Consider the following 22,255-nt stretch of genomic DNA (forward strand, 5'->3'; position numbering starts at 1 on the left):
GTGGTCATGCTGGGGTATCCCCACACCCCTCGCGGTGAGTGAACCACCAGTGCCGAGGCGGCCAATCACAGCCAATCAGGAGTAATGTACGTCACTGTTTCCATCGCCTCTCGGTCGTGGAACGCTTCGATAACGCGCTGGATGATGCGGTAGAGTTCATCTGGGGGAAGCGATTGGTCAGGGACGTAGAACACGCCACGATGTGAGTCTACAGGGATTTGGACGAAGTCGTCGTCGCTGGTGACGATTAGACGGTCCTCTTGGACGGCGTACTGGCAGATCGTGGTGTCGTCGACTCCTTCGCCCAACTCACTCACGTCGACAACACGCTCGACGTCGTGGCCTGCTTTCTCGAGTTTGTCAGACAGTGGCGCTGCGATGTTCTCGTCAAGCAGAAACGACACCTCCATGACTACGAGTCCGGCAGGTCCTCGGGGCCGGTGATGATTTTCGGGTCGTCTGCTGCGGCTTCCTGAAGCTCTCGACGGCGTTCTTCGACCGCCCGCATCTCTTCGGGGTGGTCGTGATAGTACGCCAGTGCGTGGTAGACATCCGAGGCCGTGAGGTCAAAGCGGTCCGCTACCGTCCGCGCGTCGAGGCCGCGCTCTTCCACCAGCGTGTGAATGTGGCTCACCGTGATTCGGCGGTCCCGAATATGGGGCTCGTCGTGAATCTCCGACTCGTCACCGGAGACGACGGTGTTCATCTGCCTCGACATAGTGTCTACTACCATTGCAGTGGCCTTCAGTCTTTGCCGCCCGCCATCAGCCGGCGGCACTGTGACTATCTGGCCGACGAGGCACGAGCGACGGTCGACGACAACGAGATGTTTGCTCCCGAGCCCTTGAGAGAACTGTTTGCACGAATCGAGCACAGCGACCGGTTTTGCGAACTCGCCGGGCAGCCACGGCCGTCAGTAGACGCAAAAACCACCTCACGACCAGACTAATTACTCAGGGAGACGCTGTCAAGTTGTTCGCGGTGGTGGTTCAGAGGAAGGACAGCAATCTCGATTCGTATAGATCGGATTTGGATAGGGGGAGCCCCTCAGCCGCCGAACGGCGATCGTTTCTCCCCATGTCGGCTTCCACGGCTAATGCCGTGTATTTCCGCCTCGGAATTTCTATAGCGGATGAAGGCCCTCGATCGCTCGGCATCCCGCGATCACCACCGTAGTCATCGTACCTGTGGTCCCTTCGTCGCCGGGGGTCGTCGAGCCCGCCTCGCACTTTCAGTCCACCAGGGAGACCACGTGGTTCGAGTCCCGTAGACGTCCAGAACGGATCAGCGGAGAAAGAATTGTAACCCTCTTTCGAGTATAGCCGCCAGTGAGTGACGTATCAACCGACCGTTGTGGCTACACGTGGCCCTGTGACCACGAAATCGATGATGACCCGAACAAGCAGAATTGCTGTTGGCGGGAGGCACTCCCAGAGACAGACCGTTGTGCCTGGCATGCTGACCCGCACGAAACCGAGGCTGTCACTACTGCTTCACTCCAATCAGGCCGCATCCCTCCAGAAGACACGGAAAATCCACCATCGTACGAACTGTTGGATGGAATAACCGTATCTGCGAACGTAATAGACGATACGATCTCCTTTGAGCGTGTGATTATCCGTGACGGTGATCTCTCCGGAGTTGATCTTCAAGCTGCGAACTTTTCGGATTCAGTCATCATAAACACCGATTTTCGTGGCTCAGATCTCACTGATTCTGTTCTCGATGACGCGCTATTTCAGGACTGTAACCTTTCAGAAACGAACCTTACTGGGGCATCACTCTGGGACACCCGGTTCAGTAATACGGACCTTTCAAACTCCGATCTAACTACTGCTCGCCTCGGAAACACGAGATTTCAGGAAACAACTCTCACAGGTTCCAACCTATCACATCTGGATCTGGCCAATTCATACTTCGAAGAAGTAGATCTTACAGCGGCAACTCTCCATAATTGTGACCTCTCGAAGCTCAATTCGATACATGCTACCCTGGCAGATGCAGACCTCACAGATGCGAATCTCTCCTCGGTACGTCTCCCAAACGCCGATCTCTCCGGCGCAAATCTCGCCGGGGCAGACCTCACAAACATATGGCTTCCCGATGGGAATCTCTCTGACGTTTCTCTCAGAGGCGCTATCCTCTCAGATAGCACGCTTGATCGTGCCACCTTCAGTAACGCCGATGTAGCCGGCGCTGATTTTACTGATGCGAGTCTTGATGATGCTGATTTCACCGACGCGGATCTCTCCGACGCCACTCTTCGCCGTTGCAGTCTTACAGCAGCGAATTTGACATCAGCAAGTCTACTTCATACTGATTTGAAAAACGCGAATCTCCATGATGGTACCCTTGCTGAGGCCACTCTCAGTACCGCAGACCTTACCAACACTGATCTTTCGGCCGCTGATCTCACCGGTGCGGATTTATCAGACGCCACGATATGTGAGGCGAACCTGGAAAATGCGTTCTTGAGTCGGGCGATGCTGTTTGATGCTGATCTGCGTGGAGCAAAACTCCACGGGAGCGTTATCGGTGACGCACAAATTAATGAAGACACAGCGATTATCGGGGCACCAAACACCGAGGGGATGCAGTCTCCACACACGGTGACTGCGATCCACTCGAAGCGAGGCTGCGTGTATGATCCCGCGTATCCGAACGGAGAAGCTGAAACGGATACTGACAAAGCCAAAAGCGTGTATCGAGCACTGGAGGAACTCGGGCGGCGACGGGCTCGGCCCCGGTTACAGGCACGATGCTTCGTCCGACGGCAAGATCTACAAAAACGAGATTATTGGGAAGACGCAACAGCGAACGCCACTTCAGTTGAAGAACGGATCATAGCAGGCTCCCGGTGGAGTCGAGCGAAAGTCGCACGAGCGACACTCCTCTACGGGGAAAGTCCATGGCGAGTGATTGCATGGAGCCTCAGCATAATCCTCTCGTTTGCACTCCTGTATCCGCTCGGTGGATGGATAAAGCCGACAGGCGGTGATCCGCTGACCTATGCAACTATTTCGTCTAACCCTGTCGAGATCCTCAATTCGGTGTACTACTCTACCTTGACGTACACGGCGCTCGGCTTCGGTGACTTTCAGCCAGTTGGGTTCGGACGACTATTGACCACTCTCGAGACAGGGTTTGGAGCAGTGATGCTCGCGCTGCTCGTATTCATCCTCGGTCGCAGAGCGGCAAGGTGACCTCCTCCAACGGCTGAATCCGTGGGCTTCCGCTCGCACCGTGTCAGATACGACGACCGGCTGATCTGCGTCGATGAGGAATCGTAGCTCAAACTTTTTATTCGCCACACCCCCGGGAGTCTCATGACGGACGTGATTATCGACTACGAGGTAGAAGACCGAATCGGAACGCTCACGCTCTCGCGACCGCCCGTGAACGCGATGCGCTATGAGGATCTCGGCGCGCTTGCGGACTTCCTCTCTGAACTCCCACGTGGTGAGGAACTTTCGGTCGTCTTTGAGACGGCCGGCGAAAAGACGTTCATGGCCGGCCACGACGTCAACGAGTTCTTAGACTACGACCTTGAAGAGGAACCCGCACACACCGAGACGTACCTCTCGTTGCTCGATACAGTGTATGAATTCCCCCTGCCAATCATCGCCGCCGTCGACGGTCCTGCTGTGGGCGCGGGGTGCATCCTACCCTCGCTTTGTGACATTCGCGTCGCGAGTCCGGACGCCCATTTCGCCGTCACGGAAATAAACGTCGGCGTCATCGGCGGTCTCGGCCCCATGAAGCGTGTCTTCCCCGACGGCATCGCCCGGCGGATGGCCTACACCGGCGATTCAGTCTCGGCCGAACGAGCCTACGAGGTAGGGATGGTCGAAGAACTGGCCGACGACCCGACTGCTGCGGCCCAGGCTATCGCCGCCGACATCGCCGCGAAGAGCCCCGACGCCGTCCGCGCGGCCAAAGAGTCGGCCATCGAGGGACAACCCGAATGGCCAGTCGAGGAGTACGCCCAAGAACGCGAGTACAACGCCAAACTCCGGGCCGGCGAGAACGCAGAAGAGGCCGCAGCGGCTTTTCTAGAGAATCGCGACCCCGAGTTTGAGTACTAGAGCGATTTAGGTTGCCCACACTGGCCGTAAGTCACCGTCCCGGACATCCTCACGGACGGTGAGCCGAATCTGGATTCGGTCCCCACTATCAGCGAACCACTTGCCTGCACGAATCGCAGTGCGTTTCGACGTCAGCGACACGTTCACGTGAACGATATGCCCGGTGGCCTTGTTCACGTACAGTTCGCCACTCGTATTCGAGATGTACCAGTCGGGGTCGTCATCGACAGTTCCCGGTGTCTGAACCCAACCGGAGGTGGGTACGTATCTCTCGACACGATTACCTCTGAACGTTGTCGACCCATCGTGCTCGAACGGCACTCGGTCGATGAATCCAAGCGGAGGCATCAACTCAGGGACGACCTCAAAGGCGCTTTGTGGTCGCTTTCGGTAGTGGACGTACGTTTGCGACGTGTCGTTGACGGAGAGCGACTCCGTCTCCGGGTCCAAGTCGTCACGAATGGAATCGACTCTGGAGTCGAAGGCGTCCGATTCGGGATGGTGATACCGATTGTACTCTTGAGTTGCGTTTTGAGAGTACCGCTGATACTGCCCCATAGATACCTCGCCGTCCTCGATCGTGGAGTTGAGCCACCCGAGACGCTCCTCCGCGTCGGAATCGTACATAACTCTGGCCGACCAGTTCGTCGTATCGGACGGCTCCTCGATAGCTTGGGTCGTTACCGCCGCAGTCATCGTGAATTCTGGTGGCGCTGTCGAGAGGTTTGGATCCGGCGTGGTTGCATTCAGGTCGCTTTCAGTCGGTGACGGCGTAGCAACGAACAGAAACCACAGGCCCGCAACCACCACAACCGTCACCACGAGAACGGCGAGGCCGGCTTTCAGGAGCCGATTCCGCTTCATCGTGGCGTGGGTGTATTCCCTCACTATTCATTTTTTGCCGATTTTCAGGCACTAGCTCCGCAATGGATTACCTCCAAGCACTCAGCCTCCAGCCGAAGCCGTCGATTGGCCACCGAATGTCGTCGCTAGCCAACTCCCGACGAACCCGCCAAGTCGCCCGGACAGTCCACACAGCGCGAGCAGGAACGAACAGACCATGATTGCGATAACAATCGCTGGCGTGGCTGCCCACGAGGCAGCTACGTCGCGAAGGTAAATGACAGTCTTCCCCAACAGTAATAGCCCTGTATGAGAGATCCTACCTTGGGTGCAACACCGTTGCTGAACACGCAGATATCCCGGAGTCGTTGCACCCTTCGTAGGCATCGTTCGCGCCATCGAACTGCTAACGAATCAGTGGGTTTTCACACTCCCGCTTTCGGCCGCCGCATCTCTCATGCGGACTCCGGGATTTCGACGCAGGTCGGCATACTTGTGTCTGAATAATTACTTATTGTCACCTATTCCACTGAAATCACCACCTCCAACTTATTGGAGCCGAATCGGCCGACATGGTCCCCACACGACGACGCCTCCTCCAAGTCGGCGGGGCAGCGATGCTGCCCGCGCTGGCCGGCTGTACGGCCGGCGATCTGTTCGGGTCGAACGAACCGACGACTGAATACACCCTCAGTATCGATTCAATCGAGGTTGACCCAATCGAACACGCTCTCTACGAGCCCGACGATGGAGCAGTGTTCGGAGCGCCAGCCCGGACTGCACTTGCCGCGATTCTTCCGGACGGGCGCCATACGACGTACGGCTATCGACCGCTCCCGGAGGATGCCTACGTCGAGCACGACGATGCGTACTACCAGACGAAATACATCGTCACCGGGCGGTCGAAACAATCCCGCCAAATCGTTCGCGTGGACTCGGTCCCCAAAGAAGACGTTCCCGAGGACGCCGTTTTAACCGACACGCTTGCACAGCCGAGTGCCCGCGTGCTCAAAATCCTCCACACCCACACCCAGAGTGATGGCGAGGCGAGTACCGCCGAAGTACTCCGTGGGGACGGCTACGTATTGCGGCGGCCAGCAGAACGCGAGAGTCGACTTGCAACCGGCGATCTCGACGGACGAGTCGTCACGATGACCGACAGCGGAAATTGGGCGTATCGCGTCGATGTCACCGAAGAAGAACTCCGCGAACCAGCACACACGGCACTCGCCATCAAGGTCGCTGCCTCCCGCTCGCAGTTTCGGTCGGTCGTGTTCGGTTCCCGAGTCGATGCCGAACTCACGCCAGCAGCGCTTTCGAGCGACGCCCAAGAGCTGCTTGCACAGGCGATTGCACGTGGTACGTATACGGAATCGGCGCCGATTTCGGAGTCATTGGACGCCCTCCTTGGCGCTCTCGGGCTCAAAGCAGTCGACAGCGCAGCGACCGGGAAACAACTCTGGTACGACGAGCAGTTCTATCGATACGGGCTCTACATCGACGACGATTAGTGAGTCGATTTTCGCTGAGACGTAGCGTCGTTTGATTACGGCAGCGTCGGAGCATGTTCTACCCCTTGGACAAGCCGTCCCGTGGCCAAATCCCGAAGTTTCTGGGCCGCCCGTAGGAATACGTCTCGAGAGGCTCTATTGGAATCCCATTCTTCAGATAAATTCCCGCCTGAAACAGTCGGTCGATGAGGGTGCGAACTGGCCGGCTATTTCACCCATGAATTTGGATAGAGAAATCGTATCGGCAACTGCGACTACCGATGTGCTCGGCTATGCGGCTTCGTCTTCCTCAGCACTATAGATTTTCCAAGTACCGTCATCTGTTTGGAGGTAGTAGATTTGAGATCTCGTTGATTCCTCATCGGCTTCTGGATTTTCAAGAGTGACCACCGTGTCAACCGTGGCGGTGTTCTCACTTTCTTCGGTAATCTCAAGCGATTGGATTGTCAGATTGAGAGCCTCATTTCGTTCGGCCGCGTCCTCGGTGTACTCACTAACCTCCCCATCAGGGTGGATGAGGGCATTCGCCTCCTTCACTTGACCCGCGAATATCGCGGTCAAGTATGACCGAACAGCTTCTTTGGGAGTTTCTGCGGCAGTCTGGGACGTGGTTGTTTCTGGTTGTGCTGTAGGAGATGGTGTAGGGGTCTCTGTGGAGCCTTGTCTATCGTTACCATCGGATGCCTGAGAGCAGCCTGCGACACTAGGTACCGCCGCAGCCACCCCGAGAAGGTATCGTCTCCGATTCACAATCTGGCATTTCCGTGATAAATATTAATAGTACCGATAGGCTGAATTTTTTCGAGGCTACCCCACGGTTTGTGCGTCTTTTTGAGGAGTTGCCAGCGCAGTTTCTTCACTCAGCCCCACATTTATAACCAGAATTACATTTAAGAATTTAAATCGATAAGTAAAGCGACTGTATTGACCGGACCGAGTTAGAACCTGTCTCTTTCTGATGATTTCAAAAGAGCTTCTCTAGAACGCTACGGCAACGTATAGCGCTGGTAGCATCGGACGGCATACCGATACGATCCGTACGATACGCCGAACGTCACGGTGAGATACACGCCGAGGCCGACAAGTACCAAGGGTGTGGCGGCGAGGTGACCGGAGAGTCCGTACCAGGTCGTCAGCAACCCGATTACGATACCGCCGGCAACCACGAAGAGATACACGAGCATCACAATCGTCGAGGGCACGACAGTCACCGTCCCCCAGAACTCTCGCTCGTCTGCGTTATGGGAGGGCATCGGACGCGTCCGTGTTGTTGATGTTGTCGCCTAATCGTTACGAAATGGAGTGGGTCGCTCGTTCAGAATCGAAGGAATCAACGGCCGAATGACCACCAATGCTACCGAGACAAGGCGAACCACACAGTTTTATGCTGCCAAACTGAGTAGTTCTGTGCGATGCCCTCCACAAGCACCACTGGAAAGGTTACCGACTGGATGACGGCCCAGCAGAACGTCACCGTCTTCACGGCAATCCTCGTCGCGCTCCCGTTGTTGTACGCGTTCAATACGGCCGTGTCCGATTCCTCCGGAAGTTTCCTCTTCTTGATTACGCTCGCCGTCGTGGTACCCACGGCATACAACGAACTGTGGCCGCAGTACGAACAGACGTGGAAAGCCATCGGCTGGGTGGTTGTCGGCTGTACGGTGGCGGCCATCGAATTCACTGGCATCTATCTGGTCAGTGTTGAAATCGGAGCTCCCTCCTCGCTCATTGCCAGTACCGCCGCCTTCCTCGTTACGACACTCGGCAACATCGCGTGGCTCACCATCCGAAAACGCCGATGATTACCCACGGCTAGAGACGGAGGATTTGTCCCGTTCTTGCTCCCACCCAAAATTGAAGGCCGTGCGAAAGAGCCCGAACTACGCTGCCGTGACGTCTTCGAGGTCGCCGAGGTAGGTCTTCCGCTGGACGGTTCGGTCGCCGTCGTCCGTCCCCACCGAGAGGCTGTACACGCGTCCACCCATCACACCGGTCAACTGGTCCTCGTCGGTTTGGACGAAGAAGCCACGCTTGCCCTCCGACTCGGGCACCTGGAGGACGGTGCCCGTCCGTGAGACCTCACCGCCGGAGCGGTCAGACAGATACGAGATTTCGACACGGTCGCCGCGTTCAAATGCTTCAAACATACGTCCACAATTCAGTTCCCCCGAAATAAAACTGTAGTAGTATTACGGCGGGGGCGAAACCAGATGCCACCGAGAGCGAGACATTAACTGGCGCAAACACTTACTAGAGACATGAATCGCAGGGAGGTCAGGGACGCTTGGGAGGCCATCGCAGCGACGTACGCCGACCGCCGGGATGCCGACGGCTCCGATGCGGCGCTGGTCGGTGAGTTGGCAGCATCGCTCCCGCCGGAAGCGACGGTCCTCGATGTCGGTTGCGGTGACGGCGCGCGGACGCTTTCGAACCTGCCGCCGGGCAGCGTTGGACTTGACCTCTCTCGCGAGGGCTTGAGGCTGGCTCGCCAGAACGTCCCGGAGGCGCGACTGCTCCAGGGCGATATGACCGCGCTGCCAGTTGCCGACGCCTCTGTCGACGCCATCACCGCCTACCACGCCGTGTTTCACGTCCACCGCGAGGACCACCCGACGGTGTACCGCGAGTTCGCCAGAGTGTTGCGCCCCGGCGGGACGCTGTTGATGACGCTACCGAGCGGACGGTTCCACACCGTCCGGGAAGGGTGGATGGGCGGACGGATGCTGTTTTCGGCGCCCGGCCCCGAGCGAACCCGCTCGCACCTGGCCGACGCTGGCTTCGAGAACCTGCGAACAGAGGAGGTATCCGACCCGCTGGGCAGCACCGCCACGTTCGTCTTCGCCGACCGTACAGCCGACGCTGGCGGTGACGACGACGAGCAGTAGACCCCGTCACCGACCGGCATTCGAACAACGGCCGAGGAACGTCGCCAGTCAGGGCCTCGATTCCGCGCCAGCGTCCTCTTCAACGAGTTCCGCGAAGTTCCGAAGAAACGTCTTCTCGTCGGTTTTACCCGCCTCAGCTTCGACGAGCAACGACTCTAAGCCGTCTCGTGAGTGATTGCATCGCTCTTTGTCGCAAGGCTTACAGAGGTACTCGAATCGCTTGCCGTCGCGATTCCAGCGGTCGCCGTACTTGTCGTACTCCCGCGCTGCCGATCGCGAGACGGTGTCGCCACAGGCGATACAAACGACCGAATCGTCGTCGGCGTCAGTGGTGTTCCAGCGTCCCATCTCTATCACCGTCCCTCGTCGAACGTCTCGGTCGACACACAAGCTGTCGAAGGTGACCACATCGAACCGCCACGCTCGGGGAAAGCGTTCGCCCGCTCGGCGCGACTCCCACCGGCTTCCATCGGGTCGTTTTCGTCGAACCACATATCTAGATGGAGACCCGCTACCGCGGACTGAATTGCGCCGTACGCACTAGCTTGTTTAAGTCGCGACGAATACAGCTACCGCGGCTACAGCGGCGAATGTTATAACGCGACCGTAATCTCGAACGGCGACGAGGAATCACCCCTCGATGCGATGCGGATGCTCGTCGACGCGTCCCGACTACCGATACCCAAGCAACCGAAGCCCGTTCAGCGAGACGAGTACTGTCGAGCCCTCGTGACCGATTACTGCAAGTGGCAGCGGGATGCCCCAGAGCAGAATCGTGCCGACCATGAGCGCGATCGCGCCGAACGCGATGGCGAGATTGACGGTGAGCGTCCGGCGGGTCTTGCGTCCGAGCCCGAGGACGTAGGGAATCTTGCTGAGGTCGTCGCCCATCAGTACCACGTCGGCAGTGTCGAGGGCAACGTCGGTTCCGGCACCGCCCATCGCGATGCCGAGCGTCGCCGTCGCCAGCGCCGGCGCGTCGTTGACGCCGTCGCCAACCATCGCCACGTTCTCGTGGCGGTCGACGAGAGCTTCGATAGTCGTCACTTTCTCCTCGGGCAGCAGTTCCGCCTGCACTTCGTCGATACCGACCTCGTCGGCGATCCGCTGTGCGACGCGCTCGTTGTCGCCCGTCAGCATCACGATGTGCTCCACGCCGAGCGACCGCAGTTCGGCGATCATCTCGGCAGCTCCGGGCCGAACCGTGTCGGTGAACGCGAGCCACCCCAGAACGGTAACGGTGTCGCCGTCCTCTCGGGCGACGATGACGCTCGTTTTCCCCTCTTCCTCCAGCGTTTGGAGGCGGTCGAGGCCGGGGTCGAGCCCCTCGATTGCTGCGTCATCGAGGACGGTCCCGAAGTAACTCCGATTCCCGATGTGGACGGTGCTGGCTTCGACGTCGGCACGAACGCCTTTCCCCGCAGCGGACTGAAACCGCCGTGCGTCGGGGACGTCGAGTGACCGCTCGTCTGCTGCTGCCACCGTCGCACGAGCAAGGTGGTGTTCCGAGCGGGACTGTACTGCGGCCGCAAGCGAGAGCAGCCCGTCGTCGGTTAGCGCCTCCGCGGCCGTCTCGCGAACGAAGACGTCCGTCAACTGTGTATCGCCTCGCGTGAGCGTCCCCGTCTTGTCGAAGGCGACCGCGTCGATGTTCGCTGCCGCCTCCACGTGTTCGCCGCCCTTGAACAGGACGCCCTGTCGGCCGCCGGAGGCGATTGCCGAGAGGACCGCCGCGGGCGCGAGATGATGACTGCACACGGCGACGCGGCGACCATGAGCGTCATCGCACGGTAGAACGTGCTGGTGAACTCGCTTCCGAGCGCGAGCGGAAGACCGATCGCCGCGATCGTGAGTGCGAACACGCCGAGGACGTACGGTTGTTCGAGGCGGTCGATGAGTCGCTGGGTCGGCGCCTTCTCGCTTTGTGCGTTTTCGACCATATCGATGAGGCGGCTGATCGCCGACTCGTGGGCCTGCCGCGTGACTTCGATTTCGAGACTCCCGCTCTCGTTTATCGTCCCGCCGAACACCTCGTCGCCGGACTCCTTCGGCACGGGCACGGACTCGCCGGTGAGGGAGGCCTGGTCGACCGTTCCTTCGCCGGACGTGACGACGCCGTCGAGCGGGATGCGGTCGCCGGGGCGGACGACGAACACGTCGCCAACGACGACATCATCGATAGGGACGGTAACTTCCTCCCCGTCGCGGAGTACCTGGGCTTCGTCCGGCCGCATCTCGATGAGGGACTTGATCGCCCGCCGCGAGCGCCCGATCGCGTAATGCTGGAGTGTATTCGACAGCGAGAACAGAAAGAGGAGCATCGCGCCCTCGAACGGAGCTCCAATCGAGAGGGCGCCGACTGCGGCGACGATCATCAAGAGGTCGATGTCGACGGCGCGGTGGCGAAGTGTCTCGATTGCGCCTTTGAGTCCGTACCAGCCGCCGAAGACGTAGGCGACGCCGTAGCCGGCCCACATGAGCAGTGGCGGGCCACTGAGCCACCCCGTCAGGAGACCGGTCACCATCCCGAACAGCGTCAGCCCGACGAACACCGCCTCGCGTCGGAGTTCCGACCGCGTACTCACCTCGTCCGTTGTCGTGTCGGGGTCGTCCTGAATCGAGACGTTCCGGTCGCGGACCGCGTCGCGAATCGTCTCCTCGGAGATGACTTTCTCGTCGTAGGTGATCCGAGCGCTCCCCGTTCGGAAGGAGACATCAACGTCGTGGACGCCGGACATACCCTTGAGGTGGCCTTCGAGTGCCCGCGCGCCCGCTTCGCCACGACCTCCCCGTCGTTCAATCTGAACCGTACACGTAGAGAGCGGGGGAGATTCAGTAACGGCCACGTTCTCTATACCATTGGCGTGTCAGGATTTGACGTTTTAGATTCGCTAACGAGTTTCTCGAGTCCTTCGAGACTCTTGAACGCGTGTTCGTTCTGTTCTGCTTGAATCATGCGATGATCGTAACTGGAATTCGCGCTCGTCGGGTGACGGTCTCGGCAACGCTGCCGAGAAATGTCCGGTCGATTCCCGAGCGGCCGTGACTGCCCATGACAATCTGATCGATGTCTTCTTCGTCAGCATATTTCAGGATCGCTCGTGCGGGCCTGCCCACTTCGGTTACCGTCTTGAGGTCGATGTCGTGTTCTACCGCGATGTCCGTGGCCGTCCCGTGGATGCTGGTTGCGCGCGATTTGGCATTGTCGTACCAGTCCTCAGCCGCTGATAAACCGCCGGCCTCTACGTCCATCACCGAGTTAATCGGGTTGATGACGTACATCGCAGTGAGGGTCGCATCCGAGAAGTTCTCTATCGCGTACGTGAGCGCACGCTCGGCAAGCGGTGACCCGTCGAAGGCGATGAGAACGTTCTCGGGCATACGAAGAGACTTTGACCCGGACAGAAAAGAGTGTACTGCTCAGAACACCGTGTGGCGGAACTCCGTCAAGGCGTGTTTCTACTACACGGGTTTGTGGCTGTTCGGGTGTCTCACTCTCCGTCCAGCAGGAACGACCGGACGTCGGGGGCCGTCCGCGTTGGGTCCTCTTCCATCGGGATGTGGCCTAACCCCTCGTAGACGACGAGTTCGGCACCAGCTATCTCACGGGCGAACCGCTCGCCGTGTGCCGGCGGGATGATTGCGTCCTCGCTGCCCCACAGCACGAGCGTCGGCGTGTTGACCCGCGGGACGTCGGCGCTCCGATCGCCCGTCTGGACGTCCAGATCGGCGATCGCGTCGCGGTTGCCCGCCCGCAGGAGTAAGTCGTGGTAGCGAGTCACCGTCTCGGGTGCCATCCGCGCAGGGTTGCCGTAGGCCTTCCGGACGGCGAGCAACGTCAACGTTCGTGGCGTGAGGTGTCTGAGTGGCCACGAGAGCGGGCCGAGGTCCCGTACCCGTCGCAGCCACCGCGTCTCCGTGCGTGGATAGCCCGCGGCGCCGACCAACACCAGACGGTCGACGCGGTCGGGGTAGTCAACCGCGAACCGCCAGGCAATCTCGCCGCCCCGGGAGCTCCCTGCAAGCGACGCCCGCTCGATGCCAACGGCGTCGAGGAAGGCCGCGAGAAAGTCGACGGTCTCCTGGATGCCGTTGTGTCCTTGCGGGTGGGGGCCGGTGAGGCCGAACCCCGGTAGATCGAGGCTCACGATTCGCACCTCATCTGAGAGTTCCTCGGTCCACCCCTCCCAGGTATGGAGCGACGCGAAAACCCCGTGACAACACACCAGCGTCGGCGCGTCGGGGTCCTCGGGGCCGACGTCGCGGTAGTGAACGGCCAACCCGTCGACGGTCACGAACCGTGAGTCCGGATACGTGTACCGCTCGCGGAGTATCTCCGGCTCCCGGTCCGATTCGTAGCCCGCATACAGCGCCAGACCCAGCATGCCGCCTGCAAGAGACCGGCGAATCCACCGGCCGAGTCCCCTCTCGTCACGCCCCGTTTCGCCGTCCCCGTTATCCAGCCACCCGGGGACCAGGTTATCCATGGAGGTACCACGGCGACTGCCCCCAAGTGCTTAGGGGATTCGCCTCCGGAAGGGCCCAGCTACTACTGTCACCCTCTTAATCACAAAAGAGATAATGTACTCGCCCACGACTACTCACCTGCACGCAGGTCAGTTCTGTGTCCCAACCACTGCACTGCTGTGTGCCAGCCCGGTCACGTCGTGTGACCGGATTCCTACTACCGGCCGTCAGCCCAACCGATGAACAACGACCCAATCGAAGACCCCCAGTCGGCAGCAATCGAGCAACTCGAGCGATTCGGGTTGAGTGCGTACGCCGCACGGACGTTCGTCGCCCTCGCGAGTCTGGGGACGGGAACGGCCAGAGACATCAGTCAGGTATCAGACGTACCACGTACCCGCGTGTACGATGCGGTCGACGAATTACACGACCGGGGACTCGTCGATATCCTCCAGTCCTCACCCAAGCAGTTCTGGGCGATTTCCGCCGAAACCGCGAGTCGAACCTTCGAACACGAACTCCAAAATCGGACTGACATCCTTCGAGCGGCACTGAGTGAGCTCGAACCCATCGAACGACGAACCGAACAGCGGGGCGTCTGGACGGTCGATGGACAGCGGTCGGTCACGGACCGAGTCATCGAGTTCTTCGAGAACGCGGAGGAGGAAATCGTCTACATGACAGTCGAGGACCTCCTCACCGACGACCTAATCGATGCGTTGAGCGAGGCCGCAGCGCGTGGTGTCTCCATCAAGCTTGGCGGCGTCTCGGCACCTGTCCAAGAGCGCATCCAAGACGACATCCCTGGGGCGACGATGTTCGAGTCGCTGTGGGTCTGGTCGGACACGTCCGCGGGCCGGCTCATGATGATCGACGGGCGAAAGACCCTCGTGAGCGCACTCGTCAACGGCGCGGACGCGTCGCCATCCGACCCACGCTCGGAGACCGCCATCTGGGGCGAAGGCGACAGGAACAGTCTGGTCGTCGTGTTGAAGGCGATTTTTACCTGGCGACTTGATCCAGAGACCCCAGAGGAATAACCGCCAACGAACCCCCACTCTGTGTAATCCTTCATATGAACCCACAATCAGAATCACACCAACCCGCACGGAAGAGAAATCAGTCATGACGACACCGAATCGACCAGGGGAAGATGATTCAGTTCCTGATGAGAACCCGATAGTTCAAACGGAGTTCGACTGGGAGTCGGTCGCTCCAAGTACGGCCGTTATCGAGACGATAGCCATCGCAGCGAACACGGACCCGTCTGAAATCGAGCCGCTGTACGACTCCGTCAACTCGGATGCCTTAGACAACCTCATCGAGTCAAGTGCGACACGTCCAACCAATGGCGTCACTACCGTCTCGTTTACCGCCTCGGCGTACGAGGTGAGCGTCACCGGTAGCGGAACTGTCGCCGTTCGCCACATCGACGAAGAGAGCTGATACTGCCTGATGCCCCACGTGTCTCTCGGATAATCAAAATTCCATCACCTGTGAAAATTGATGAGTTGAAACGGTAGCGCACCCTATCCCGTTGGAAGATGAATGACCTTGATGGAGTGATGCATGCGCTATCGGACGAGCGCCGTCGACAGATACTAATCGCACTCCGCAAGGAGGAGCAAGTCCGTCCGTTCTCCGGTGGCGAGGCCGAAGAAGACGGAGCTATCCAGCTCCACCACGTCCACCTCCCGCTCCTCGAGAAACACGACCTCGTCGCGTGGAATCAGGAAACGGGCACCGTGAAGCGAGGGAGCGATTTCGAGGCCGCCGAATCCATACTCACCGCGTTGGAGGCCCGCAGTGACGTACTGCCCGACGACTATCTTCCCGAGGAGGGGAGAATATGTTAGGGAAAGTCAAGACCATACTTGGCCGACTGCAGATGGGGGTCGCAGACGGGGTCGGTAACGGGTGGCCACAGGGGCACACTTCGGTTAGCGGGCATGGCGGGCCGCCGGACGACTCCACCACGGAAGGGTCTGGTGTCGCCCAGCAACCGTATCTGTACAGCTGTTCGTCATGTGACCAAATCTACGTGGCCACCGACAAACACACGTGTTCGACGTGCGGCACCGCCGTCGAGCGCGTCGAACGGACCGAGTGAACGACGGGATTCGTTCGCAGTAAGATAGCGATTGTGAGTTGTCGAGTAAAACAGTAGTAGCACGAACGAGTCCGCGTTGTGTCCGTCTGTTTTCTCGAAGAGTAGTTGTACTTTTCTGAGTGACAATACGCCAGCCATTCATCCCCGCAGCAGGCGAATGTCTGCTTTGTGAGAGGTACAAACCGTCCCGTGTGACATCGAAGTAATGTTTCGAGTGACAACCTCTATCCGTATCCCGTGACAATTGGTAGTCTAGCCCGTTCAAACGGGACGGTTGGGACACAATGAATGCACCCGAAAACATCGAAGAGGCGATCGAAGTACTCCAGCAACTCGGGTTGAAGGAATACGAGGCGCGGTGTTTCGTCGGCTTGTCACGGGTAGAGACGGGGACGGCGAAGAAACTCAGCGAGTTGACCGAGGTGCCTCGAACCAGGGTGTACGACGCGATTCGGGTACTGCAGGCCCAAGGGCTGGTCGAAATCCACCATTCGAGTCCACAACGGTTCCGCGCGGTTTCACTCGAAGAAGCGACCGAAACGCTCCGCGACCAATACGAGGCCCGCGTCGAACGACTTCAGGACGCCCTCGACACCGTCGAAATCGTCGATGAAGACGACGAAGAGCCGGTTCAACAAGTGTGGTCGATGTCCGGGAACGACGGCATCGAAAATCGAGCCGAAGAGCTCATCGAGACGGCAGACGACGAAATCGTACTCGTCATCGGCGACGAGTCGCTACTGACAGAGAGCCTCGTCACCACCCTCAACGAGGTCGAAAGCGGCGCCGAGTTACTCATCGGCGCGTTGACTGAACCGCTACAGGAACAGATTCAAGCCGCCATCCCTGACGCTACGACGTTTATCTCGGGGCTGGAGTGGTTACACGGTGTGGACGCCACCGAAGACGAAACCGCCATCGGTCGGTTGTTGCTAATCGACCGCTCGACGATTCTCGTGAGTTCGATTATGCCCGTGACGAAAGAGGAACAAGCGATCTTCGGAGAGGGATTCGGAAACGGCCTCATCGTTATCGCCCGCCGGCTCATGTCACAGGGGCTGTTGACCGAGCGCGACCCCGCCTCGTAGGCCCTCGGATGCCGCCCGCTGGCCCGTCACCCGAGGTCGCCGTCAGCCCCGTTCGAACGCTCGTTGCGGATATCGGATTCGAGTTGTTCGAGCGTGAGGTACTCGCCGTTGTCGACCGTAACCCAGCACCGGCTGTAGACGAACGTCAGACGGCCGCCCACTCGTGAGCGGCCGTCACCCTGCGAGCCGAACAGCGAATCCAACGCAGTGGGTTCGAGAACGTCCGCCAGCGGCCGGAGCGACCGCGGGTCACGACCCTCGACGGCGCTCACCGCACGGACCACGGCCGTACTCGTGGCTTCTTCCGGTCCGATCTCGTACTCCATACTACCGTATCGTGGTGGACGAAGAAAACGCACCTGAATTTCACCCATATTATCAAAACAGTACTTCAGGCTAGTCCAAACCGTGAAATTGGCCGTGCCTATTCCGCGAGCGTCCGACCACCTGCTGTCTCTTAAATAAGTGCGTCGTACCGGAAAATGGCGCTAAATAACTAACCGTGGGTATCGCCACCGACGATATGTACCATGCCACTGTATATGGACGTCCACAGAGATGTCGATGCAAGCGTTGAGGATGTCGTAGAAGCACACAAGAAGGATCTCGAGACCCAGGAGAAACACGGTGTGAAATACCTGAATTACTGGGTGGACGAAGACGAGGGGGCCGTCTTTTGCCTCTTTGAAGGCCCCAGCAAAGAAGCCGGTGAGAAGGTCCACAAAGAAGCCCACGGTCTCACCGCGGACGAGATCTTCGAAGTCGAACAGGGCGAGTAAATATTGACGACCGAGACGCCACTTTTGACGACTTGCCAGACGTATTCCCTGTATTCCCCAGTCCGGCCTCAGTTCGTGAGAATTTCACTAGAGCCGACCGCCACTACTAGCTCATGAACGCTTCACAACCCACCAACGACCTCGCCGCGACTCTGGATGACGGAGATATCGCACTCGGAATACTCGATAACACGTACAGTCCGACGCTCGTGGAGTTCTACGGTGAACTCGGCGTCGACTTCGTCTGGTTGGATTTCGAACACGGTGGACCGGACCCGTGGAATGGGAGTCGGATGGAAGACCTGCTCCGCGCAGCCGAACGGACGGACGTGGAGTTACTCGTCCGGATTCCCGATACGGAGCCCACACTCGTCCGGAAAACACTGGACCTCGGCGTACGGAACGTGTTCCTCCCCCGAGTGGAAACCGCCGACGAAGTCCGCGAGGCGGTTCGGTCCGCTCGATTCCGGTACGACGATGGCCCCGGTCATCGAGGCCTGGCGTCGCCACGCGCTCGCCGCTGGGGGCTCGCTGAGGAGTACGTCGCGACCGAAGACAGAGAAACCCTCGTCGGTGTGACCATCGAGACCAAGGCGTCCGTCGAGAACCTCGACGAAATCCTGGCCGTCCCGGAACTGGGCTTCGTCTTCATCGGCCCGCTCGACCTCTCGGTGTCGCTCGGCCATCCCGGTGAAATCGACCATCCGGATGTGCAGGACGCCGTCGAGACGGTTCGATCGAAGGCCGTCGATGCGGGCGTTCCCGTTGCAGGCCTCGGGTTCGGGATGGACGATGTCAATGAAAAAGCGGCAAACGGCTACCAGATGCTGAATCTCGGGAGCACGACCGGGGCGCTCAAGCAGACAATCACTGGCTGGTTCGATGCCTACGAAGGGACCGACGACTGAGCTGGACACGACTGTTGCAACCGGTGGCGATATTTTCGATTCCGCTGGTGTACCTCGGAGTACTCCTCGGCGTCGCCGCCAGTCATTGAACGAATCTCTCCGCGGTCGGAGGTACGTCGACCGGAAGAAGCGCGAGTGCGCGCCTGAGCAGTGGCGGCGTCATCACGGACGTAACGATAGCGACGAACACGATAACAGCGTAGATAGTCGGCGTGAGGATTCCGATTGCCAACCCGAGGGCCGCAACGACGAGTTCCATCGCACCGCGAGCGTTGAGCCCGATGGCGAGACAGACCGTTTCGGCTCGGGAGAGGTCGGTGAACATCGATCCGAATACCACGCCAAGTGCCTTTCCGAGCACGGCCACAGCGAGTGTGACGCCTGCGACCAGTAGCGTATCGAGCGTAAACAGGCCACTCAAATCGACTTGTAACCCGGCCGTTGCAAAGAAGATGGGCGCGAACAGTCCGAGCGTCACCATCTGAAATACTCGTTCGGTCTCTGCGTCTAGTCGAGTTCTCACGAGAATGCCTGCGAGGAACGCGCCGAGAACGGCCTCCAATCCGAGTGCGAGCGAGCCACCGGCCATCGCAAGCCCGACGACAATGACGATCGAGAATCCGGTCAACACCGGCGAGCGAACGTATGCGGTCACATCGAACAGCGCATCGACGATTCGTGGCCCGAGAACAACAGCGACGCCGACGAACACAGCGAGGACGGCGAGTGTTCGACTGACCCCGAACGGGTTTATTTGGCCCACACGAGCGATATCAGAGACTATCGTGAGCATGATCCATCCCGCCGCATCGATAACGACAGCGACGGTAAGGGTGAGCTGCCCTACTGTGCGGTCCATCGCATCGAGATCGATAAGCACACGGACGGCGACGGGGACCGCCGAGATGCTCAGCGCCGTCGCCAAGAACAGCGCAAACGGCAGTCGCTGCTCGGGGGCGACGAGGAACCTCGCAGGGAGAACCCACCCTAAGGCGAATCCCAGAAGGAACGGGACGACGGAGGCCCCGGTAGCGAGCGCGATGGTCGGTCGAACGTAGCGACGGACCGTCTGAACGTCGACTTCCGTTCCAGCCAAGACGAGAAGGAAGATGAGTCCGAGCGACGCGAGGGCGGCCAACCGATCGGGTACCGGGACGACCAGCGCCGTGACGTTCGGCGCGACGAACCCGAGAACCGAGGGGCCGAGCACCAACCCGGTGAGGAGTTCGCCGACGACCGGTGCGAACCCGAGTCGGTCAGCCACCATCCCAAGCGTATGCGCAACGGCCAAGACGAGCGTCAACCCGGCGAGGAAGGTCAGTAACAGACCCGACTCAACGACCATGAGTGTATTCACTCCTGTAGGTCAATCAACGTACGCCGATTGGTTAATCAATCGTCAACGAAGCCGCTTTGCAGTCGTCGAACGTACCGTTCGTGAAAACCGTTACCCGGCCGTCCTCTTCGCTGAGCGTAATCGCCGCGAGTACTTCCTCGCGTGTTGAAGTTTCCAGCGCACTCATGTGACGGGCACCCATCCAACCTGCAAATGGAAGGTCGTCGTTTCGTCGGCCTTCAGCCGCAGAGAGTTGCTTGACTCGAACCATCGTCTCCTCGATCGTGCCATCGTCGTGAACGACGACTGCGCCATCGCGGGACAGCGCGACCTCTCGTGCGGTCTCGAGAAACACGTCGGTCTCGGCAAAGACACTCGCACAGTCCTCGACCGGCCAGCGGTTCGCTCCCATTGGAGCCGCGAATTCGGTCTTGGAGTTACGTTCGACGACAAAATAGAGCCCGGGGCCACGGGCGCGGGGGTCGTCCCATCGCTCGAACCCGAGGCTGATGTCCTTGAGACACCCCACGATTCGTTCGAGTATCGCGTCGGTGTCTGCACCAGCAGCTGTCAGCTCCGCCGTCGCAGAACTGGGGATGGGCTCAGTCATTCCGTTCACACTAGAATACGGCTGCCGAGAGGATAGTAGCCCCGAATTTCTCAGTGAGACGGTGTACTGAGTAACCGGGTGAATCACCCGTTGCGCCGCAGCGAATCCGCGGACGCCGACGTACTTCGTTCCCTGAGTACCCGCGCGTCCCGCTCGGACGCCGAACGTCCCGCCACCGTGTTGACTCGAGTACCCAACCGAGAACGAAACCGAACATCCTCGGCCGACTACCTTTCTACAGCGAGAGAGTCCCGTCGTTCACGACGGGGAGGATGTCAGACCGGGTCGAGTTCGTCCTCGTCGTCGGTGATGAGGTCCTGTATCTCCTGGTCGCGCCGCTGTTCGGCGGCAGTGATTCGTTCTTTGGCATCGACGGCCTGCTGTTGGAGTTCCTTGACGCGCTGGATGTCGGTCACGTTCGACAGCAACACCGCCACGGAAATCACGTCGCGAGCCCTCCGTGGGTCGTCACCGGCGAGCACTTCGTTGCTGTCGGTTTCGCCTTCGAGCCAGCGCCGACCGCTTTCGACTCCCTTTCGGGACAACACCTCCGAGGGCCCGGAGACGACGATGAGCGACCGCTCGGCCGACGAGACAGTCGATGGGCAGGTCAGCCGGGACTGAACGCTTTTCTGGACGAGACTGCTGATTTTCGTCGCCGAGTCGGCGCCGTCGGTGTCGGCCGGCGCGGTGCCGCGGAGCCGGTCGAGCAGCCCCGTCCGGTCGGCGCTGCGGCGGTCGGCCTCGGCGTAACCGATGACGCTGAGGCCGCCGGTCGCGAGGGTTCGGCGGATGTCGCTGGAGTCCATCGCGTTTTCCGACACCTGTGAGCCGTCGATTTCGCCGGCCGAAAGGAGCGTCGCCACGCGTTTGGCGAGTTCCTCGTTCGTCGATTCGTACCCTGCCTCGACGGTGTCACCGCTCTGCCGCCAAGCGTCGTTATCGAAGAGGATGAGGTTCTCGGTGGCGTCCGCAAACGACTGCAACGACCGGGCGGCGTTCAGCGCCGGTCGGCCACCCTCCTCGGTGCTCGGAAGGACACCCAGCCCGTACACCGGTTCGTTGTACGTCTCTCGGAGCGTCTCGGCCAACACCGGCGCGCCGCCGCTGCCCGTGCCGCCGCCGAGGCCGGCAACGATGAGGAAGGCATCGATTGCGTAAATTGGGACTCGGTCGAGTGCACGCTCGATTTCGTGGGCGTCTTGTTCGGCGATTTCGGCGCCGAGGTCGGGGTCGCCACCCGCGCCGTGACCCTTCGACCGGTGGTCGGTTTGCCCGATGAGAACTCGATTCTCCTCGGGGACGTACTCGAGCCGTTCGAGGTCGACTCGTGCGGAGTTGACGGCGAGCGCGGCGCTAGTCAGCGTCCGACCGGTTTCGCGTTCGAATTCGAGGAGTTTGTCCGTAATCTTCGACCCCGCGTTCCCGAAGCCAATGAGGGCGAGTTTCATCGTCTCCAGTGGTCGTCCTCGTTTCGGCTTAGTTAATTGCTAGCTATGAACGTACTTCGAGCCGTACTCGGTCAAACCCGTTGTCGAAGCAACAGCCCCGCATATTCATTTGTTGAAAGTATCGCATCTCTGTTTGATAATCCGGGTTAACAGCAGAGGTTTCTGCATAGACCGTGACTTTA

At 59.7% G+C, this 22,255-nt stretch carries 25 protein-coding genes and 2 pseudogenes; 12 read left to right on the forward strand and 15 right to left on the reverse strand.

Annotated features, from left to right (window positions below; translation table 11 throughout):
* Positions 1-65 precede the first annotated feature (65 nt).
* Entirely contained in the window at positions 66-410 is a 345-nt protein-coding gene (locus GJ631_RS00840; protein WP_156707319.1) for a DUF5615 family PIN-like protein, read from the reverse strand.
* 2 nt (positions 411-412) lie between these two features.
* Positions 413-718, reverse strand: a complete 306-nt coding sequence (locus tag GJ631_RS00845; protein ID WP_156707437.1) for a DUF433 domain-containing protein — start codon at positions 716-718, stop codon at positions 413-415.
* 610 nt (positions 719-1,328) lie between these two features.
* On the opposite strand from GJ631_RS00845, the gene GJ631_RS00850 reads away from it, so the two are divergent.
* Both GJ631_RS00850 and GJ631_RS00855 read left to right on the forward strand, forming a co-directional pair.
* Positions 1,329-3,203: a pentapeptide repeat-containing protein gene (locus GJ631_RS00850; protein WP_156707320.1), complete on the forward strand. Its 1,875-nt coding sequence runs from the start codon at positions 1,329-1,331 to the stop codon at positions 3,201-3,203.
* Positions 3,204-3,326: 123 nt separating this feature from the next.
* Positions 3,327-4,085 carry an enoyl-CoA hydratase/isomerase family protein gene (locus tag GJ631_RS00855; RefSeq protein WP_156707321.1) on the forward strand — a complete coding sequence of 253 codons (759 nt, stop codon included), beginning with the start codon at positions 3,327-3,329 and terminating at the stop codon, positions 4,083-4,085.
* A gap of 6 nt (positions 4,086-4,091) precedes the next feature.
* Here the strand turns inward: GJ631_RS00855 and GJ631_RS00860 are convergent, their stop codons facing one another.
* Positions 4,092-4,712 (reverse strand): hypothetical protein, encoded by a 621-nt coding sequence (locus GJ631_RS00860; RefSeq protein ID WP_156707322.1) that lies wholly within the window; start codon positions 4,710-4,712, stop codon positions 4,092-4,094.
* A gap of 788 nt (positions 4,713-5,500) precedes the next feature.
* Here GJ631_RS00860 and GJ631_RS00865 point away from each other — a divergent pair.
* Positions 5,501-6,439, forward strand: a complete 939-nt coding sequence (locus GJ631_RS00865) for a hypothetical protein (protein WP_156707323.1) — start codon at positions 5,501-5,503, stop codon at positions 6,437-6,439.
* A 270-nt stretch (positions 6,440-6,709) separates the two neighbouring features.
* Here the strand turns inward: GJ631_RS00865 and GJ631_RS00870 are convergent, their stop codons facing one another.
* Together GJ631_RS00870 and GJ631_RS00875 are read right to left on the reverse strand one after the other, a co-directional pair.
* A complete protein-coding gene (locus GJ631_RS00870) occupies positions 6,710-6,976 on the reverse strand; it encodes a hypothetical protein (protein ID WP_156707324.1) in 267 nt (88 codons plus the stop codon).
* A gap of 449 nt (positions 6,977-7,425) precedes the next feature.
* Positions 7,426-7,674, reverse strand: a pseudogene (locus GJ631_RS00875) (hypothetical protein); the annotation flags it as partial.
* Between the two features lie 177 nt (positions 7,675-7,851).
* Here GJ631_RS00875 and GJ631_RS00880 point away from each other — a divergent pair.
* On the forward strand, positions 7,852-8,241 hold the full coding sequence (locus GJ631_RS00880) for a hypothetical protein (RefSeq protein WP_156707326.1): 390 nt from the start codon (positions 7,852-7,854) through the stop codon (positions 8,239-8,241).
* A gap of 78 nt (positions 8,242-8,319) precedes the next feature.
* Here GJ631_RS00880 and GJ631_RS00885 read toward each other — a convergent pair whose 3' ends face one another.
* Positions 8,320-8,586: a hypothetical protein gene (locus GJ631_RS00885; protein WP_156707327.1), complete on the reverse strand. Its 267-nt coding sequence runs from the start codon at positions 8,584-8,586 to the stop codon at positions 8,320-8,322.
* 111 nt (positions 8,587-8,697) lie between these two features.
* Between GJ631_RS00885 and GJ631_RS00890 the strand changes: the two genes are divergently transcribed.
* Complete coding sequence (locus tag GJ631_RS00890) at positions 8,698-9,324, forward strand: class I SAM-dependent methyltransferase (RefSeq protein ID WP_156707328.1); 627 nt, start codon at positions 8,698-8,700, stop codon at positions 9,322-9,324.
* Positions 9,325-9,372: 48 nt separating this feature from the next.
* On the opposite strand, the gene GJ631_RS00895 is transcribed toward GJ631_RS00890, so the two are convergent.
* The 5 genes and pseudogenes from GJ631_RS00895 to GJ631_RS00920 all read right to left on the reverse strand — a co-directional run bounded on the left by GJ631_RS00895 (position 9,373) and on the right by GJ631_RS00920 (position 13,811).
* Entirely contained in the window at positions 9,373-9,672 is a 300-nt protein-coding gene (locus tag GJ631_RS00895) for a hypothetical protein (protein ID WP_156707329.1), read from the reverse strand.
* 5 nt (positions 9,673-9,677) lie between these two features.
* Positions 9,678-9,818, reverse strand: coding sequence for a hypothetical protein (locus GJ631_RS00900; protein WP_156707330.1), 141 nt, complete (start codon positions 9,816-9,818; stop codon positions 9,678-9,680).
* Positions 9,819-9,996: 178 nt separating this feature from the next.
* A pseudogene (locus GJ631_RS19330) lies at positions 9,997-12,170 on the reverse strand (heavy metal translocating P-type ATPase).
* A gap of 106 nt (positions 12,171-12,276) precedes the next feature.
* The gene (locus GJ631_RS00915; protein WP_156707331.1) at positions 12,277-12,705 is read right to left on the reverse strand and encodes a universal stress protein; all 429 of its coding nucleotides are present in this window, start codon (positions 12,703-12,705) and stop codon (positions 12,277-12,279) included.
* 110 nt (positions 12,706-12,815) lie between these two features.
* Complete coding sequence (locus GJ631_RS00920) at positions 12,816-13,811, reverse strand: alpha/beta fold hydrolase (RefSeq protein ID WP_156707332.1); 996 nt, start codon at positions 13,809-13,811, stop codon at positions 12,816-12,818.
* 219 nt (positions 13,812-14,030) lie between these two features.
* Here GJ631_RS00920 and GJ631_RS00925 point away from each other — a divergent pair, with 219 nt between their 5' ends.
* The 5 genes from GJ631_RS00925 to GJ631_RS00945 all read left to right on the forward strand — a co-directional run bounded on the left by GJ631_RS00925 (position 14,031) and on the right by GJ631_RS00945 (position 16,989).
* Complete coding sequence (locus GJ631_RS00925; protein WP_156707333.1) at positions 14,031-14,831, forward strand: TrmB family transcriptional regulator; 801 nt, start codon at positions 14,031-14,033, stop codon at positions 14,829-14,831.
* A gap of 85 nt (positions 14,832-14,916) precedes the next feature.
* Positions 14,917-15,237, forward strand: coding sequence for a HalOD1 output domain-containing protein (locus GJ631_RS00930; RefSeq protein ID WP_156707334.1), 321 nt, complete (start codon positions 14,917-14,919; stop codon positions 15,235-15,237).
* A 119-nt stretch (positions 15,238-15,356) separates the two neighbouring features.
* The gene (locus tag GJ631_RS00935) at positions 15,357-15,647 is read left to right on the forward strand and encodes a hypothetical protein (RefSeq protein WP_197424694.1); all 291 of its coding nucleotides are present in this window, start codon (positions 15,357-15,359) and stop codon (positions 15,645-15,647) included.
* Complete coding sequence (locus GJ631_RS00940) at positions 15,641-15,901, forward strand: hypothetical protein (RefSeq protein ID WP_156707336.1); 261 nt, start codon at positions 15,641-15,643, stop codon at positions 15,899-15,901. The genes GJ631_RS00935 and GJ631_RS00940 overlap by 7 nt, the downstream gene beginning before the upstream one ends.
* Positions 15,902-16,185: 284 nt before the next feature.
* A complete protein-coding gene (locus tag GJ631_RS00945; protein WP_156707337.1) occupies positions 16,186-16,989 on the forward strand; it encodes a TrmB family transcriptional regulator in 804 nt (267 codons plus the stop codon).
* Between the two features lie 26 nt (positions 16,990-17,015).
* Here GJ631_RS00945 and GJ631_RS00950 read toward each other — a convergent pair whose 3' ends face one another.
* Positions 17,016-17,315 carry a HalOD1 output domain-containing protein gene (locus tag GJ631_RS00950; protein WP_156707338.1) on the reverse strand — a complete coding sequence of 100 codons (300 nt, stop codon included), beginning with the start codon at positions 17,313-17,315 and terminating at the stop codon, positions 17,016-17,018.
* Positions 17,316-17,519: 204 nt separating this feature from the next.
* Here GJ631_RS00950 and GJ631_RS00955 point away from each other — a divergent pair, with 204 nt between their 5' ends.
* Both GJ631_RS00955 and GJ631_RS00960 read left to right on the forward strand, forming a co-directional pair.
* Positions 17,520-17,768, forward strand: a complete 249-nt coding sequence (locus GJ631_RS00955; RefSeq protein WP_156707339.1) for a DUF4242 domain-containing protein — start codon at positions 17,520-17,522, stop codon at positions 17,766-17,768.
* Between the two features lie 113 nt (positions 17,769-17,881).
* The gene (locus GJ631_RS00960) at positions 17,882-18,676 is read left to right on the forward strand and encodes an HpcH/HpaI aldolase/citrate lyase family protein (RefSeq protein ID WP_156707340.1); all 795 of its coding nucleotides are present in this window, start codon (positions 17,882-17,884) and stop codon (positions 18,674-18,676) included.
* 82 nt (positions 18,677-18,758) lie between these two features.
* Here GJ631_RS00960 and GJ631_RS00965 read toward each other — a convergent pair whose 3' ends face one another.
* From GJ631_RS00965 to GJ631_RS00975, 3 genes are all read right to left on the reverse strand, one after another.
* Positions 18,759-20,021: a cation:proton antiporter gene (locus tag GJ631_RS00965; protein WP_156707341.1), complete on the reverse strand. Its 1,263-nt coding sequence runs from the start codon at positions 20,019-20,021 to the stop codon at positions 18,759-18,761.
* A gap of 43 nt (positions 20,022-20,064) precedes the next feature.
* On the reverse strand, positions 20,065-20,622 hold the full coding sequence (locus GJ631_RS00970; RefSeq protein WP_156707342.1) for a diadenylate cyclase: 558 nt from the start codon (positions 20,620-20,622) through the stop codon (positions 20,065-20,067).
* Positions 20,623-20,897: 275 nt separating this feature from the next.
* The gene (locus GJ631_RS00975) at positions 20,898-22,073 is read right to left on the reverse strand and encodes a tubulin/FtsZ family protein (protein WP_156707343.1); all 1,176 of its coding nucleotides are present in this window, start codon (positions 22,071-22,073) and stop codon (positions 20,898-20,900) included.
* Positions 22,074-22,255 lie beyond the last annotated feature (182 nt).

Source organism: Natronomonas sp. CBA1123, from assembly GCF_009741925.1.
Classification (GTDB): Archaea; Halobacteriota; Halobacteria; order Halobacteriales; family Haloarculaceae; genus Natronomonas.

Coding starts and splice junctions, on each gene's coding strand:
- GJ631_RS00840 (WP_156707319.1), bottom strand. CDS start 410: ATGGAGGTGTCGTTTCTGCTTGACGAGAACATCGCAGCGCCACTGTCT.
- GJ631_RS00845 (WP_156707437.1), bottom strand. CDS start 718: ATGTCGAGGCAGATGAACACCGTCGTCTCCGGTGACGAGTCGGAGATT.
- GJ631_RS00855 (WP_156707321.1), top strand. CDS start 3,327: ATGACGGACGTGATTATCGACTACGAGGTAGAAGACCGAATCGGAACG.
- GJ631_RS00860 (WP_156707322.1), bottom strand. CDS start 4,712: ATGTACGATTCCGACGCGGAGGAGCGTCTCGGGTGGCTCAACTCCACG.
- GJ631_RS00865 (WP_156707323.1), top strand. CDS start 5,501: ATGGTCCCCACACGACGACGCCTCCTCCAAGTCGGCGGGGCAGCGATG.
- GJ631_RS00880 (WP_156707326.1), top strand. CDS start 7,852: ATGCCCTCCACAAGCACCACTGGAAAGGTTACCGACTGGATGACGGCC.
- GJ631_RS00885 (WP_156707327.1), bottom strand. CDS start 8,586: ATGTTTGAAGCATTTGAACGCGGCGACCGTGTCGAAATCTCGTATCTG.
- GJ631_RS00890 (WP_156707328.1), top strand. CDS start 8,698: ATGAATCGCAGGGAGGTCAGGGACGCTTGGGAGGCCATCGCAGCGACG.
- GJ631_RS00895 (WP_156707329.1), bottom strand. CDS start 9,672: ATGGGACGCTGGAACACCACTGACGCCGACGACGATTCGGTCGTTTGT.
- GJ631_RS00900 (WP_156707330.1), bottom strand. CDS start 9,818: ATGTGGTTCGACGAAAACGACCCGATGGAAGCCGGTGGGAGTCGCGCC.
- GJ631_RS00915 (WP_156707331.1), bottom strand. CDS start 12,705: ATGCCCGAGAACGTTCTCATCGCCTTCGACGGGTCACCGCTTGCCGAG.
- GJ631_RS00920 (WP_156707332.1), bottom strand. CDS start 13,811: ATGGATAACCTGGTCCCCGGGTGGCTGGATAACGGGGACGGCGAAACG.
- GJ631_RS00925 (WP_156707333.1), top strand. CDS start 14,031: ATGAACAACGACCCAATCGAAGACCCCCAGTCGGCAGCAATCGAGCAA.
- GJ631_RS00930 (WP_156707334.1), top strand. CDS start 14,917: ATGACGACACCGAATCGACCAGGGGAAGATGATTCAGTTCCTGATGAG.
- GJ631_RS00935 (WP_197424694.1), top strand. CDS start 15,357: ATGCATGCGCTATCGGACGAGCGCCGTCGACAGATACTAATCGCACTC.
- GJ631_RS00940 (WP_156707336.1), top strand. CDS start 15,641: ATGTTAGGGAAAGTCAAGACCATACTTGGCCGACTGCAGATGGGGGTC.
- GJ631_RS00945 (WP_156707337.1), top strand. CDS start 16,186: ATGAATGCACCCGAAAACATCGAAGAGGCGATCGAAGTACTCCAGCAA.
- GJ631_RS00950 (WP_156707338.1), bottom strand. CDS start 17,315: ATGGAGTACGAGATCGGACCGGAAGAAGCCACGAGTACGGCCGTGGTC.
- GJ631_RS00955 (WP_156707339.1), top strand. CDS start 17,520: ATGCCACTGTATATGGACGTCCACAGAGATGTCGATGCAAGCGTTGAG.
- GJ631_RS00960 (WP_156707340.1), top strand. CDS start 17,882: ATGAACGCTTCACAACCCACCAACGACCTCGCCGCGACTCTGGATGAC.
- GJ631_RS00965 (WP_156707341.1), bottom strand. CDS start 20,021: ATGGTCGTTGAGTCGGGTCTGTTACTGACCTTCCTCGCCGGGTTGACG.
- GJ631_RS00970 (WP_156707342.1), bottom strand. CDS start 20,622: ATGACTGAGCCCATCCCCAGTTCTGCGACGGCGGAGCTGACAGCTGCT.
- GJ631_RS00975 (WP_156707343.1), bottom strand. CDS start 22,073: ATGAAACTCGCCCTCATTGGCTTCGGGAACGCGGGGTCGAAGATTACG.